This is a genomic window from Synechococcus sp. LA31, assembly GCF_018502385.1.
Classification (GTDB): Bacteria; Cyanobacteriota; Cyanobacteriia; order PCC-6307; family Cyanobiaceae; genus Vulcanococcus.
The window spans coordinates 568,865-582,064 of the sequence record NZ_CP075523.1 but is presented as its reverse complement, the minus strand read 5'-3'; the positions used below and the strand labels follow the sequence as shown (position 1 = coordinate 582,064).

Sequence of the window (13,200 nt, the reverse complement as noted above, 5' to 3'; positions counted from 1 at the left end):
TACGAAGGCTGCAGCAATCAAGCAAAATGTTGATGCTTTGAGCCTGCCTTCATGGCCATCAAAACTCTGCGTCTGTCCCTGGTGGCTGCAGCCACCGCCGTTCTCAGCGCCGGTGCCGCACTGGCCCAGGTGAGCGACTCAAATGTGCGCGCCGTGAACTCGGCACGCAACTGGGCCGTGAACAACAACGGCGGCCTCACCGTGTACCGCCCCGCTGCTTGCATGTTCAACACCAGTGATGGCGGCGGCTCCTGCCTGATCCAGAACAACAACCAAGGCTTCACCTTCCGCTTCATGGGTGGCAAGCCCGGCTGGCAGACAGACGGCATGACTCCCACCACCGAAACCGAAGTGCAGGTCTCGCCTGACGGCCGCACCATCACGAGCGTCGTTTACAACGGCGCCCCTCGCTGACGGTTAACCGCCCCTAGGGAGGAGGGCCGAATCAAACGATTCGGTTCTCCTCTACTCCAACAGCGGACGGCGGCCATACGGTTCTGACATCCCACCCAGTGAGGGAGGTCTCTATGCATCCCACCGCCGAGCTGTTCACAGAAAAAGCCTGGAGCGCCATCGTGGCAGCTCAGCAGCTGACGCAGCAGCGCCGCCAACAACAGATGGAAAGCGAGCATCTGTTCGCTGCGCTGCTCAGTCAAGAGGGCCTAGCTGGTCGCATCCTCGAGAAAGCGGGCGTCGATCTCGGGATCCTCAACCAGCGGGTTGAGGCCTACATCGCCACCCAACCCAGCCTGAGCGCGCCCCCAGACAACGTGTATCTGGGCAAAGGGCTGAACGCCGTGCTCGAACAGGCTGAACAGCTCAAGAACTCCTACAGCGATAGCTACATCGCGATAGAGCATCTGCTGCTGGCGCTCGCCATCGATGATCGCTGCGGCAAACAACTGCTCTCGCAGGCGGGCACCGATGTCGCCAAGCTCAAAGACGCCGTGCAGGCGATCCGTGGATCCCAGACCGTGACTGACCAGAACCCCGAAGGCACCTACGAGTCGCTTGAGAAATACGGGCGTGACCTCACCCAGGCCGCCAAAGACGGCAAGCTCGATCCGGTGATCGGCCGCGACGAAGAAATCCGCCGCACCATCCAGATCCTCAGCCGCCGCACCAAGAACAACCCTGTGCTGATCGGTGAGCCCGGCGTCGGCAAAACCGCCATCGTCGAGGGGCTCGCCCAGCGGATCGTGAACGGCGACGTGCCGCAGGCGTTGCAGAACCGTCAGCTCATCGCCCTCGACATGGGAGCCCTGATTGCTGGCGCGAAATATCGCGGCGAGTTCGAGGAGCGGCTCAAGGCTGTGCTCAAGGAGGTCACCGCCTCCGAAGGCCAGATCGTGCTGTTCATCGACGAAATCCACACCGTGGTTGGTGCCGGTGCCACCGGCGGCGCCATGGATGCCAGCAACCTGCTCAAGCCGATGCTGGCCCGCGGCGAACTGCGCTGCATCGGCGCCACCACGCTTGATGAGCACCGCCAGCACATCGAGAAGGATCCAGCTCTGGAGCGCCGCTTCCAGCAGGTGTTTGTGGATCAGCCCACGGTGGAAGACACGATCTCGATCCTGCGGGGCCTGAAGGAGCGCTACGAAGTGCACCACGGCGTGCGCATCGCCGACAACGCCCTCGTAGCGGCAGCGGTGCTCAGCAGCCGCTACATCGCCGATCGCTTCCTCCCCGATAAGGCAATCGATCTGGTGGATGAATCGGCCGCGCGCCTGAAGATGGAGATCACCTCTAAACCCGAGCAGATCGACGAACTCGATCGCCGCATCCTGCAGCTGGAGATGGAGAAGCTGTCGCTGGGCCGTGAATCCGATGCCGCCAGCAAAGACCGGCTCGAGCGCCTGGAGAAGGAGCTGGCCGATCTGAGCGAGCAGCAGAGCACCCTCAACGCCCAGTGGCAGAAGGAAAAGGGCTCAATCGATGAGCTTGGCGCGATCAAAGAAGAGATCGAGCAGGTGCAACTGCAGATCGAGCAGGCCAAGCGCAGCTACGACCTCAACAAGGCCGCAGAGCTGGAGTACGGCACCCTGGCTGGACTGCACAAAAAACTCACCACCAAGGAGGAGGAGCTCAGCGCCGGCGGCAGCGATAAATCGCTGCTGCGCGAGGAAGTCACCGAAGACGACATCGCCGAGGTGATCGCCAAGTGGACCGGTATCCCCGTGGCCAAGCTGGTACAAAGCGAAATGCAGAAACTGCTGCACCTCGAAGACGAACTACACACCCGTGTGATCGGTCAGGCCCAGGCCGTGACCGCTGTGGCGGATGCGATCCAACGCTCACGAGCCGGGCTGAGCGATCCCAATCGCCCGATTGCCAGCTTCCTGTTCCTGGGCCCCACGGGTGTCGGTAAAACCGAGCTCTCCAAGGCCCTGGCCTCACAGCTGTTCGACAGCGACGAGTCGATGGTGCGCATCGATATGAGCGAATACATGGAGAAGCACGCCGTGAGCCGCCTGATCGGCGCTCCTCCTGGCTACGTGGGGTATGAAGAAGGCGGCCAGCTCACCGAAGCCGTAAGGCGCCGGCCCTATGCGGTGATCCTGTTCGACGAGGTGGAGAAGGCCCACCCCGATGTGTTCAACGTGATGCTGCAGATCCTCGATGACGGCCGCGTCACCGATGGACAGGGCCGCACGGTGGATTTCACCAACACCGTGCTGATTCTCACCAGCAACATCGGCAGCCAGTCGATCCTCGATCTCGCTGGCGATCCCGAGCGCCACAGCGAGATGGAAGCGCGGGTGAATGAAGCCCTACGCGGCCATTTCCGCCCAGAGTTCCTCAACCGGCTCGACGAAACGATCATCTTCCACAGCCTCCAACAAGAGGAGCTGCGGCAGATCGTGGAACTGCAGGTGGAGCGCCTGGCCAAGCGCCTGGAAGACAAGAAGCTGGGCCTTCAGCTCAACGCCGATGCCCTCGATTGGCTCGCCGGTGTCGGCTACGACCCGGTGTATGGCGCCCGGCCGCTCAAGCGCGCTATCCAGCGTGAATTGGAGACGGCGATCGCCAAAGGCATCCTTGGCGGACAGTTCACGGCTGGCCATACGGTGGCCGTTGATGTGGCCGGCGAGCAGCTGCGCTTCCAACAAGTCGATCCCAGCAAACTCCCCGTGCTGGTGTGAACGCTGACTCAGCATGGTGGCAGCTGCCGCTAGTGAGCCGATCACTGGCGGCAGTGGCAGGTGCCACGGCGATTGTGCTCGTGGTGAAGCTGATTCAGAACAGCCTGGTGCAGCGGTTGCCCGATCCGGACACGCGCTACTACGCCCGCAAGCTGGTAACCATCGGTGGTTGGTTCGCCTGTGTGCTGCTGGTAGCGGTGGTGTTCCGCGATCGCCTCGGCGGGCTCGCTGTGGGGATCGGGGTAGCCAGTGCAGGGATCGCCTTCGCCCTACAGGAGGTGATCGCCAGCATCGCTGGCTGGATTGCGATCTCCTTCGGCACCTTCTACGCCCCTGGCGATCGCGTGCAGCTCGGCGGCATCCGTGGTGACGTGATCGACATCGGGATCCTGCGCACCACGTTAATGGAACTGGGGGAATGGGTGGCCTCCGATCTCTACACCGGTCGCGTGGTACGGATTGCCAATAGCTTTGTATTCAAAGAGCCAGTTTTCAACTACTCCCACGACTTCCCCTTCCTCTGGGATGAAATCCGCATCCCAGTACAACATGGCAGTGACCACCAGCAGGCACGAGCATTGCTGGAGCTGGTCCTACAGGAGGTGTGTTCCGAAACAGTGGTGCACGATTCACGCCAGGCCTGGCAACACATGGTGCAGCGCTATCGCCTCGAGAACGCCAGGCTAGATCCAGCGGTGACCTTGGTGATCACCGACAACTGGTTGGAATTCACATTGCGCTACCTGGTTGATTACAAACAGAGACGCAGCACCCGAGATCGGTTGTCAACCCGGGTGATCGATGCATTTGCAACAAGCCAAGGTGCTGTAGCACTGGGGTCAGCCACCTTGCAGCTTGTTCATCCAGATCCAATGCATGTGGATTTTCAGGCTGATTGAGGGGGCTGAAAATCGCACGGATCAAGCAATCTAGTTTGGGACGAACGATCCAGCCTCAAGCTCTCATCACAGCTCTGAAACCCAGCACGATGGCCAAGAGGATGGATACGCCAGCGTTAATGAGCCGCTGGCGTGGCACCACCCATACCGAGAGACGTTGCAGCCATGCACGCCCTCGATGCCCCAGCAACAGCACCACAAGCGGTGGCAGCCATGCCGGCAGCAGCGTGATCACGACCAAAGCCAGGGCCGGATACCACCAAGCGGTGCCCTGCAAACCAGCACGCGTGATGTCTTGAATCGCCGGCAGAAACAACACGAGTGAGGTGAGATTGCACCCCATCAACACCAGGCCGCCGAGCGCGGGGGTCCACAAACCGGGTGGGGCTGGTCTTGGGGTTGACGGTGGTGTTTGGCTCAAGATGCGCACCGCCAAGCCCACCAATAGCAGCGCGAACACCGCATCAAACGCAGCGGCCGTGGGATCGGGACCAGCATCAGCCGGTGGTAACAAGCTTGAGATCCACCCCGCACAGAGCAACCACAGCCACACCACCGCCGTGCAACCCACAAGGAAGGCAACGCTGCGAGTTAGGGCCCGGCGTGAGCTGGTCAGGTTGAGAAGCTGAAACACGAGCACCATCGGGCTGATTGCAGCACCGATGGCGAGGGGTAGCAGGCGGCCGTAGAGACCGATTTCAGCCGACGAGAGCATCTATTCGCTGGGCCAACTGAACATCGAGGTCGGAGAGGCCGCCGGTGTCGTGCGTGGTGAGCTCAATCACCACGCGATTCCACACATTGCTCCACTCCGGATGATGGCCCATCGCTTCAGCGACAAGCGCCACCTGGCTAATGAAGCCGAACGCCTCCACGAAATTGGCGAAGCGGAGATCACGCCTCAACTTGCCTCCTACCAAGCTCCAACGCGGGAGCTCTTGGGGCAGGGCTTCGATCTGATCGGCGGAGAGCGGAACAGCAGCCATCGGTCTGCAGGACAGGGATCCCAGCCTGGCTCAACCGAAGCGATAGTGCTTGCGTACTGGAGCCTGTACGTCCCAGTTGCAACTCAAGCCCGCTGCAAACACCACCAGATCTCCCGCACCAAAGCGCACCGGTTCACCTCGATCCGGAGTCACGATGACGTCGCCCTCCAAGAGCAAGCAGGTCTCCCGCTCGTCGTAACGCCAAGGGAACGTGCTCACGCCACAGGTCCAGATCGGCCAATCAGCCACTCCCAGTTGTCGCAACTGAGCAGCAGAGGGGCTGTGGGTCACAGCAATGGGTTCAGCCATGGCGGAGGTCACTCACCGATGAGGTGCAGGCTGAGCTGGCGCTGATGGGCGCGAGCCCTGTGCTCCCACAAATACACGGCTTGCCACGTACCCAGAAGCAGGCGGCCCCGCTCAAATGACAGGCCCAGGCTTGTGGTGGTGAGGGCCGTGCGGATGTGGGCTGGCATGTCGTCAGGGCCTTCGTCGTCATGGGCGTAGCGCTGCAAACCACCCTCGCCACTGAGGGAGCGCACCCCCTCCTGAGGCACCAGCGCACGCAAATAGGTGGTGAGATCGCGCAGCACACGCGGATCGGCGTTCTCATTCACCGTGAGCGAGCAACTGGTGTGCAGCACCACCAGCTGGGCGATGCCCTGCTGCAAGCCGCTCGACGCAATCTCTCTATTGAGTGCCGCTGTGAGATCAGTGAAGCCCTCACCGCTGGTCGGCACGGCAAGGCGGCTGAGGTGCTGACGCATCAAGGGAAGCGTGCTGGGCGCAATGTTCTGCAAGCTAGGACGCTTCTCAGCTCCGCCAAACCTGTGAGCAAGATCACAGCGGAACTTGTCTGTGATCAACGGCTGCGACAAAGAACCGGGCGAAGGTATGTGCATCGGAGGCAAAACAGCCTCCTCAACCACACACCCACTCAAAACAATGGCACGCTTTGGTTTCTCTGGCGATCTCGGCAACGTTGACACCCTCACCGGCATTGGCTGGTCATTTGAAGGCTTCTCCAAAGGCAAAGGAGCCAAAAAAGAGATCAGCCTGAACGGCACAGTTGATGGTGATGGCAGCTTCGAATCCAACTTTCGTGCCCGCGGTAAGAAAGTGAAAGGCTGGCTCAATGTCGAAGACATCCAGGGCGATGGCCTAGACGCCAGCTTCAGCTACCAGGGCAAGGACTATGACTTCACCCCCGGCGACCGCGTCAAGATCAAGGTCAGCAAAAAGAAAGGCCGTTTCCAAGTGGTTGACCATGACCTGTCCTTGGACAACGAGCGGACGCCAGCAGGCAACGAAGACGACGGTCTAACCGGTGGTGGCACGGGCAGCACAGCCTTTCGTGAGTGGATCAGCCTGCTGGATGCCAATGGCGATGGTGTCTTCAACAGCCAGGACCTCCTTGTTAATCCTGGTCGTGTATCGCTCATCCAAGAAGCCGAGGTCAGCCCTGGCGCCCTCGAGGCATTGGCACAGCAGGAGAATCCGATCGGCTCGTTGGTCGATGTCTTCACCTCACCCGGTTCAGGCTTTGATAGCGGCGAACTGGTGAATCTCTTCAACCGAGACGTGATCAACCCTCCCAACCTGATGGGCGACGGTGGCGTTCTCGGCCTCTGAATCTGCAGCCCCGCGCAAGCCCCGCCATGGCGGGGCTTTTGCTGTTGTGCCGTCTCTAGGCTGGACTGATGCCAGCCATGAACAATCCCCAGCCGCCTGCGCTCACGCTCCTCTACGACGGGGGATGCCCGCTTTGTGTGCGCGAAGTGACCTTCCTGCGGCAGCGGGATCAACGCCTTCACCCGAACAGTCCGGCTCTGGCATTCGTGGATATCGACGCCGAAAGTTACGACCCCCGATGCCATGGCGACATCAGCTACCGAGAGGCCATGGGACGCATTCATGCGATTCAGGCGGATGGCAACGTGCTGCGTGATGTGGAGGTGTTCAGAGCGGCTTATACCTTGATCGGCTTGGGTTGGCTGTATGCACCCAGCGGTTGGCCTGTGCTGCGGCAGGTTGCCGATCTTCTCTACGGACTTTGGGCTCGCTGGCGCCTGCCTCTGACCCGCCGGCCCAACCTCGATCAACTCTGCAGCTGCCGTTCAGAACAGCCGACGCAACATCTGTGATGCCACGCGGGTGTCGAGCAGCAGCAGCAACAAGCCTGCCATCAGCGTGAGCATGGCCAAGACAAATAGCGGCACCACGATCGCGGCCAGATCGAGCACAGCAATGGCGCTGATGAACGTCACAGCGACCACCATCGAGACCAGCACGCCGGTGACACTGACGCATTCAATCGCTCGTGACAGCAGGCCCATACGCTTGCGCAACAGCATCAGTTCCTGACTGTCCGAACTGGGCCCACGGGGATCCCTGGATCGATCCAAGACCCGGGCTAAACGATTGCTGATCACACCCAACAGACCAGCAATCGCCGTTAGCAGAAACACCGGCGCCACCGACAGTTGGATCGCTTTTGCCAGGCCCATCACCGGCGCGCCCGGATGGGGTGCGGCAATCACAAAAAACAGGGTCACACCAAACGTTTCACCTGCCGCTCACTCAAGCGAAGCGGGCCGGAACTGCCAAGCTGCCTCCACCTGCAGCCCCGGCGATGACCGTCATCCACAGCTGTTACCAGGGCCAGTTGCGCTGTACAGCCAGCCACGGCCCCTCCGGCACGCAACTGGAAACCGACGCTCCAACCGATAACCAGGGCCAAGGTGAACGCTTCTCGCCGACTGATCTCGTGGCCACGGCGCTGGGCACCTGCATCCTGACGATCATGGGGATCGTTGCCGAGCGGCACGGCTGGGATCTCAAGGGTTGCGAGGCCCGTGTTGACAAAACGATGACAAGCGAAGCCCCTCGGCGGATCGCCAAGCTCACGGTGTGGGTGAAGCTGCCAGCTCACCTGAGCGATCAACAGCGCACAGTGCTGCAGCGCGCCGGGGAACAGTGCCCGGTGAAGCGCAGCCTCGAGGGGGCCGTGGCGATGGAGATGGTTTGGAACTGATGAGCGACACGTTCTGCACCGCCTGGGATCAACTGCGCGCCCATCTGCACACCACACAGCTGCTCGGCGGGATTCACAGCACGCTCTACTTCGACCAAAACACAGCGATGCCATCGGCAGCCGCCGGCTGGCGCGGAGAACAGCTGGCGTTGCTGGCGCAGCAACTGCATGAGCGGCAAACAAATCCGGCCTACCAAGACCTCCTCGCTGCAGCGGAACATGCACTACCGGCGCAGGCTCCCGCCGAACAACGCCACAACCTCCATCTACTGAAACGGGAGCTGGCGCGGCAGAGCCGACTCGAGCCAGCCTTGGTCGGAGCGATCGCCCAGGCTCAGGCGGAGGGCTACAGCCGATGGCAAGAGGCCAAGCAACGCAACGACTTCGGCCTATTTGCCCCATCGCTGCAGCGGTTAATTGAGCTGCGGCTCGAACAAGCCCAGCAGCTGGCACCAGTGGAAATCCAAGCCGATGGCCGCGCACGCAGTGCCTGGGAAATTCTGGCCCAACCGTTTGAGCCCGACATCAGCAAACAGCAGCTGACGGCACTGCTGTTGCCTCTGCGGGAGCTGCTTCCGCCGCTGCTGGAGCGGGCCCGCAGCTTGCCCTCAGGCAGCAGCGAAGCCTGGGACCTGAGCGAGGCCCAGCAGGAATCCCTCTGCACCGACTTGCTCCTGAACTGGGGCTACAACCAAGAGCGCTGCCAGCGGGCTCTCTCTCCCCATCCCTTCTCATGCACCCTCGGCCCCGACGACTTCCGCATCACCACCCGCGTGGTGGAGGGGCAGCCGTTTTCCGCTTTTCTGGCGACGGCCCATGAGTGGGGCCACAGCCTGTATGAACAGGGTCTGCCCCGCAGCGGCGAGCACTGGTTCCCCTGGCCCCTCGGGGAAGCCACCTCCATGGCCGTGCATGAAAGCCAGAGCCTGTTCTATGAAAATCGCCTCGGCCGCAGCCAGGCCCTGGCGCGGCGCTGGCACCCGCGCTTCACAGCAGCGCTGGGCCGCGATGTGTGGGGCAGCCCACAGGCGTTCTGGCGTGATCTCAATCCAATCCGCGCCGGCCTCACGCGGGTGGAGGCCGATGAGGTGAGCTACGGCCTCCACGTGCTGCTGCGCTACGAGCTCGAGCTGGCGCTGGTGGAGGGGGGCATGCCGGTGGCAGAGCTTCCTGAGGCCTGGAATCGCGGCATGCAGGAGCTGCTTGGCGTGAAACCCGCGAACGACGCACAGGGTTGCCTGCAAGACGTGCACTGGAGCGAAGGTCTGTTTGGTTACTTCCCCTCCTATGCCCTGGGCCATCTAATCAGCGCCCAGCTGAGTGACACGCTTGAGCAAGAACTCGGGACGATCGAATCGCTTCTAGAAGCCGGGCGCGATGCAGAGCTCGGCCAATGGCTTCAAACGCGGGTCTATCCGTTGGGCCGCAGCGTGAACGCGGCTGAGCTGGTGGAGCACGTGAGCGGCCAGCCCTTGAGCCCCGAGCCCTTTGGTCGTTACCTGCGCCAGAAGCTGGAGCGGCTGGAGGGCTGAGTGCCATCCGTAGGATGCCGCCCTCCCCTTGCCGCTGCCCTGATGGCGAACATCGACCACGCCCCGAGCCGCACGATGCTCAACCTGCTGCACGTGCTGCCGGCCTTCGCCGATGAAGCCGAGCTGCGCCTCAACACGATCGTGGAGCTCAACAGCAACACGATCAATAAGTACGAGTTGATCACCGAAACCGGTCACCTCAAGCTCGATCGCGTGGGCTACTCCTCGCTGGCCTACCCCTTCGCCTACGGCTGCATCCCCCGCACCTGGGATGAGGATGGCGATCCGCTCGACATCGAGATCGTGAGTGTGACCGAGCCCCTGGTGCCCGGCTCCCTGGTAGAAGCCCGCATCATCGGCATCATGAAGTTCGACGACGGCGGTGAAGTTGACGACAAGGTGATCGCCGTGCTCGCCGACGACAAGCGGATGGATCACATCACTAGCTACACCCAGCTGGGCGACCACTGGCTCAAGGAAACCCAGTACTACTGGGAGCACTACAAGGATCTGAAGAAGCCTGGCACCTGCCGCGTAAACGGCTTCTTCGATTCAGCCGAAGCCGTGAAGATCATTAAGGAGTGCGAGGCCCGCTACATGGAGGTCATCGCCCCCAAGCTGGTGAACTGAGCGCTGGAGCGCGCCAGGGCGCGGGCCATGCCATCGCGGCTGGCCAGCCCCTGGAGCGCCGTTAGGGGAAGGCCCGTGCTCGGAACGCCGGCTGGCAGTTGGGGCAGGGCCTGATCATCAAGTTGAAAGACCGGCACTTGCCGCAGGCCATTGGGTTGAAGCTGATCCTCGAGCTGGCACAGGTTGGCCCCTGCAGACAGCCACAGCAGATCTGAGCGGCGGCAATCACGCAGGGCTTGTTGGCCCAGGCCCGCTGAAATCGGACGCTGCAAATCCTCCAGCGTGACCAGCGCCAGCACCCAGCCGTCGTCTTCCACCACCAAACAATGGCCATGGGCATCGAGCAGCTGCTCCAACGCTGCAGCAGCGGACGTGGCCCCGGAGAGCACCAGCGGTGATTCCGGCTCTAGAGCCTTGATCACGCCAATGGAAGCCAGGCGAGCCCTGCGTTGTTCCTCCGGCCGATCTGGGCCGAGCAGTCCGGGATCAGCCATCCCCGTCCAGCGCTCCACCAACAGAGCGCTTAAGCCAGCAGCGGCCATCAGGGGCAGCACGATACGGATGTCGTGGGTGAGCTCAAACAGCAACAACAGGGCTGTGAGCGGCGCCCGGGCGCTGCCGGCCAATACCGCAGCCATTCCCACCATGGCGTAGGCAGGCGGTTCGGCCACGGGCAGTTGCAGGCCGCTCTCGCCGAGGAGCTGGCCATACACATTGCCGAGCACAGCACCTAAGAAGAGCGAGGGTGCAAAGCCGCCCCCCACGAAGCCCGTTGCACTGCTGAGCCCTGTGGCGAGCAGCTTTACGACCAACAGACCCAGCAGACTCAGCAGGGCGATGCCGCCCTCGCGGCCCAGTAGGGCACCGATGGTGTCGTAGCCCACCCCCAACACCTGGGGGAAACCCAGGGCCATTAAGCCAACGGCCAGGCCGCCCAGCCCAGTGACTACGCAGGCCGGCAGGCGCTGCAACTGACGCTGCACCCGCTCGCTGCGGCCTGCAGCCAGCAGATTGAGCAGCGCCAGCGACATGCCACTGGCCACCAAGCCCAGGCCGAGATAGAGCGGCAGCTCAAGGGGGGAACGTACCTCGTAGGCCGGCAGCCGAAAAATCGGCTCATCCCCGAGGGAAAGCTGTGTCACCAGCGAGGACGCCACGGCGGCCACCAGCACGGCCCGCACGCTCGGACGCCCCGGGATCGTGCTGTAGCTGCCTTCAAAGGCAAAGAACAGGCCGGCAATGGGCGCTTTGAAACCAGCCGCCAGACCCGCCGCCACCCCCGCCGCCACGAGGGCTTTCTGGGAATCGGGAGAGAGGCCACCTCGACCGGCGACCCACAGGCCGATATTGCCGCCACTCTCCACGCTTGGGCCTTCGGGGCCGAGTGATGCGCCACTGCCGAGGCTGAGGGACGCTGCGAGCAGGCGCACAAAAGGAAGTTTGGGGGCCGCTTGCACGCTGCCGTCGGCCATCGCCATCAGACTGGGAAGGCTGGGGCCCAGATCACGGCTCCACTGGCGCAAGGCTCCAACGGCCAAGCCTCCAAGCAAAGGCACCAGCACCACCGGCCAGGCCGAAAGCCACAAAGGCAGAGGATCACCAGGCAGGGGAATGGGATCGGGAGGAGGCGGTGGTGGCGGCATGAAGGCCAAGCCACCCAAACCGATCTGCAGCAAAGCGCCCAGTGGAGTGCCCGTGGCCTGTACCGCCTCGGGGAGGGGAAGCGGTTCGGGAGGAGTGGCACTGAACAGGCTGATCAGCCCTTCCACCACCGGACCGTAGAGAAAGTTGTTGATGAAGCCCAACAGGAAGTGGAACCCCACCACTGCCAAACCAGTCAGACCGCCAACCAGCCCAGCCCAGGCCAGCAGGCTCCATTGAAAGGGCAGTGCGCGTGTCTCAACAGAGGCGCTCGCTGTTGCTGAATCAGGCCTCAGGCCGGACGGTGGCAAAGATCTCCTCCAGGATCTCGCCGGCACCCTGAGCGCGCAAGGCTTGAGCCAGGGCGATGCCAATCGCTTCAGGATCGCTCTGATCACCGCGAGCTTCATCGCGAATCAGACGCTGGCCATCAAGGCTGGCCACCATGCCGGTGAGCACCAGTTCGTTGCCCTCGAACAGGGTGTTCACACCGATGGGCACCTGGCAGCCCCCCTCCAGCTCCCGCAGGAAGGCGCGCTCCGCCAGGCAGCGGCGCGCGGTGGGCAGGTGTTCAAGCACCTTGATCTGCTCCAGCACGGCTGCATCGCCCTCGCGGCACTCAATGCCCAGAGCACCCTGGCCAACAGCGTGGAGCGAGATCGAGGGATCGATCAGCTCGTGAATACGATCACCAAGGCCAAGGCGACCCAGGCCAGCTGCCGCCAGGATCAGACAATCAAACTCGCCGGAATCAAGCTTCTCCAGGCGGGTGATCACATTGCCCCGCACATCCTTAAACATGAGATGCGGGAAGTGGTGGCGGAGCTGAGCCAGCCGGCGCAGCGAGCTGGTTCCCACCACCGAGCCCTCGGGCAGGGTGGCCAGGGTTTTGTCCTTGTGCTTTGCGTGCACCACCAATGCATCCGCGGGATCTTCCCGCTCGGTGATGCAGCCGAGCATCAGGCCCTCGGGCAAGTTGGTGGGCAGATCCTTGAGGCTGTGAACGGCGATATCCGCCCGGTCCACCAGCATCTGCGCCTCGAGCTCCTTGGTGAACAAACCCTTATCCCCGATCTTGGCCAGGGCCACATCCAGGATCTTGTCGCCCTGCGTGGCCATCGCCTCGATCGTGATCTCCAGGCCCGCGTGGGCTTTGGCCAGCTCATCGCGCACCCAATGGGTTTGCACCATGGCCAGCTGGCTGCGGCGGGAGGCAATGCGCAGTTGGGAAGCGACCATCGGAAGCGGGAGGAGGCAGCCCATGGCCGCCGGAGCAGAGCCGCCAAGCCTAAGGATCAGCGTGCCCAGGCCGGATCGCAGGGGGCAAGTCGT

15 protein-coding genes are annotated in these 13,200 nt (G+C 62.6%); 8 read left to right on the top strand and 7 right to left on the bottom strand.

All coding sequences use genetic code 11. The features are described 5' to 3' along the window. The first annotated feature begins 51 nt into the window (after positions 1–51). The 3 genes from KJJ24_RS03130 (at position 52) to KJJ24_RS03120 (ending at position 4,045) form a co-directional block, all read left to right on the top strand. Positions 52–414, top strand: a complete 363-nt coding sequence (locus KJJ24_RS03130; protein ID WP_214340948.1) for a hypothetical protein — start codon at positions 52–54, stop codon at positions 412–414. Between the two features lie 113 nt (positions 415–527). Beyond that, positions 528–3,146, top strand: coding sequence for an ATP-dependent chaperone ClpB (gene clpB, locus KJJ24_RS03125; RefSeq protein ID WP_214340945.1), 2,619 nt, complete (start codon positions 528–530; stop codon positions 3,144–3,146). A 32-nt stretch (positions 3,147–3,178) separates the two neighbouring features. Continuing rightward, positions 3,179–4,045, top strand: a complete 867-nt coding sequence (locus tag KJJ24_RS03120; protein WP_250544883.1) for a mechanosensitive ion channel family protein — start codon at positions 3,179–3,181, stop codon at positions 4,043–4,045. Positions 4,046–4,100: 55 nt separating this feature from the next. On the opposite strand, the gene KJJ24_RS03115 is transcribed toward KJJ24_RS03120, so the two are convergent. The 4 genes from KJJ24_RS03115 to KJJ24_RS03100 are packed head-to-tail and all read right to left on the bottom strand — an operon-like array spanning position 4,101 to position 5,831. Further along, positions 4,101–4,760, bottom strand: coding sequence for a GAP family protein (locus tag KJJ24_RS03115; RefSeq protein WP_214340938.1), 660 nt, complete (start codon positions 4,758–4,760; stop codon positions 4,101–4,103). Then, positions 4,744–5,031, bottom strand: coding sequence for a 4a-hydroxytetrahydrobiopterin dehydratase (locus KJJ24_RS03110; RefSeq protein ID WP_214340936.1), 288 nt, complete (start codon positions 5,029–5,031; stop codon positions 4,744–4,746). Before KJJ24_RS03110 ends, KJJ24_RS03115 begins: the two co-directional genes overlap by 17 nt. A gap of 30 nt (positions 5,032–5,061) precedes the next feature. Next, positions 5,062–5,340 (bottom strand): cupin domain-containing protein, encoded by a 279-nt coding sequence (locus tag KJJ24_RS03105; RefSeq protein ID WP_214340934.1) that lies wholly within the window; start codon positions 5,338–5,340, stop codon positions 5,062–5,064. Positions 5,341–5,348: 8 nt separating this feature from the next. Then, positions 5,349–5,831, bottom strand: coding sequence for a secondary thiamine-phosphate synthase enzyme YjbQ (locus KJJ24_RS03100; RefSeq protein ID WP_371811767.1), 483 nt, complete (start codon positions 5,829–5,831; stop codon positions 5,349–5,351). 58 nt (positions 5,832–5,889) lie between these two features. On the opposite strand from KJJ24_RS03100, the gene KJJ24_RS03095 reads away from it, so the two are divergent. Continuing rightward, positions 5,890–6,663, top strand: a complete 774-nt coding sequence (locus KJJ24_RS03095) for a hypothetical protein (RefSeq protein ID WP_214340918.1) — start codon at positions 5,890–5,892, stop codon at positions 6,661–6,663. A 77-nt stretch (positions 6,664–6,740) separates the two neighbouring features. After that, positions 6,741–7,175 carry a thiol-disulfide oxidoreductase DCC family protein gene (locus KJJ24_RS03090; RefSeq protein WP_214340915.1) on the top strand — a complete coding sequence of 145 codons (435 nt, stop codon included), beginning with the start codon at positions 6,741–6,743 and terminating at the stop codon, positions 7,173–7,175. Here KJJ24_RS03090 and KJJ24_RS03085 read toward each other — a convergent pair. Continuing rightward, positions 7,149–7,586 (bottom strand): DUF2721 domain-containing protein, encoded by a 438-nt coding sequence (locus KJJ24_RS03085; protein ID WP_250544882.1) that lies wholly within the window; start codon positions 7,584–7,586, stop codon positions 7,149–7,151. The genes KJJ24_RS03090 and KJJ24_RS03085 overlap by 27 nt on opposite strands. Before the next feature lie 77 nt (positions 7,587–7,663). On the opposite strand from KJJ24_RS03085, the gene KJJ24_RS03080 reads away from it, so the two are divergent. Genes KJJ24_RS03080 through KJJ24_RS03070 form a run of 3 tightly spaced genes read left to right on the top strand, consistent with a single transcriptional unit; the run spans position 7,664 to position 10,227 of the window. Continuing rightward, positions 7,664–8,065, top strand: a complete 402-nt coding sequence (locus tag KJJ24_RS03080) for an OsmC family protein (RefSeq protein WP_214340913.1) — start codon at positions 7,664–7,666, stop codon at positions 8,063–8,065. Next, positions 8,065–9,597 (top strand): carboxypeptidase M32, encoded by a 1,533-nt coding sequence (locus tag KJJ24_RS03075; protein WP_214340910.1) that lies wholly within the window; start codon positions 8,065–8,067, stop codon positions 9,595–9,597. The genes KJJ24_RS03080 and KJJ24_RS03075 overlap by 1 nt, the downstream gene beginning before the upstream one ends. A gap of 42 nt (positions 9,598–9,639) precedes the next feature. Then, positions 9,640–10,227, top strand: coding sequence for an inorganic diphosphatase (locus KJJ24_RS03070; protein ID WP_214340907.1), 588 nt, complete (start codon positions 9,640–9,642; stop codon positions 10,225–10,227). On the opposite strand, the gene KJJ24_RS03065 is transcribed toward KJJ24_RS03070, so the two are convergent. Together KJJ24_RS03065 and hemC are read right to left on the bottom strand one after the other, a co-directional pair. Continuing rightward, on the bottom strand, positions 10,191–12,098 hold the full coding sequence (locus KJJ24_RS03065) for a chloride channel protein (protein WP_214343216.1): 1,908 nt from the start codon (positions 12,096–12,098) through the stop codon (positions 10,191–10,193). The genes KJJ24_RS03070 and KJJ24_RS03065 overlap by 37 nt on opposite strands. 55 nt (positions 12,099–12,153) lie before the next feature. Then, positions 12,154–13,107 (bottom strand): hydroxymethylbilane synthase, encoded by a 954-nt coding sequence (hemC, locus tag KJJ24_RS03060; RefSeq protein WP_214343214.1) that lies wholly within the window; start codon positions 13,105–13,107, stop codon positions 12,154–12,156. Between the last annotated feature and the right edge of the window lie 93 nt (positions 13,108–13,200).

Excerpts from the sequence above, each read along its gene's own strand:
- KJJ24_RS03130 (WP_214340948.1), top strand. The coding sequence starts at position 52 with ATGGCCATCAAAACTCTGCGTCTGTCCCTGGTGGCTGCAGCCACCGCC.
- clpB (WP_214340945.1), top strand. The coding sequence starts at position 528 with ATGCATCCCACCGCCGAGCTGTTCACAGAAAAAGCCTGGAGCGCCATC.
- KJJ24_RS03115 (WP_214340938.1), bottom strand. The coding sequence starts at position 4,760 with ATGCTCTCGTCGGCTGAAATCGGTCTCTACGGCCGCCTGCTACCCCTC.
- KJJ24_RS03110 (WP_214340936.1), bottom strand. The coding sequence starts at position 5,031 with ATGGCTGCTGTTCCGCTCTCCGCCGATCAGATCGAAGCCCTGCCCCAA.
- KJJ24_RS03105 (WP_214340934.1), bottom strand. The coding sequence starts at position 5,340 with ATGGCTGAACCCATTGCTGTGACCCACAGCCCCTCTGCTGCTCAGTTG.
- KJJ24_RS03090 (WP_214340915.1), top strand. The coding sequence starts at position 6,741 with ATGAACAATCCCCAGCCGCCTGCGCTCACGCTCCTCTACGACGGGGGA.
- KJJ24_RS03080 (WP_214340913.1), top strand. The coding sequence starts at position 7,664 with ATGACCGTCATCCACAGCTGTTACCAGGGCCAGTTGCGCTGTACAGCC.
- KJJ24_RS03075 (WP_214340910.1), top strand. The coding sequence starts at position 8,065 with ATGAGCGACACGTTCTGCACCGCCTGGGATCAACTGCGCGCCCATCTG.
- KJJ24_RS03070 (WP_214340907.1), top strand. The coding sequence starts at position 9,640 with ATGGCGAACATCGACCACGCCCCGAGCCGCACGATGCTCAACCTGCTG.
- hemC (WP_214343214.1), bottom strand. The coding sequence starts at position 13,107 with ATGGTCGCTTCCCAACTGCGCATTGCCTCCCGCCGCAGCCAGCTGGCC.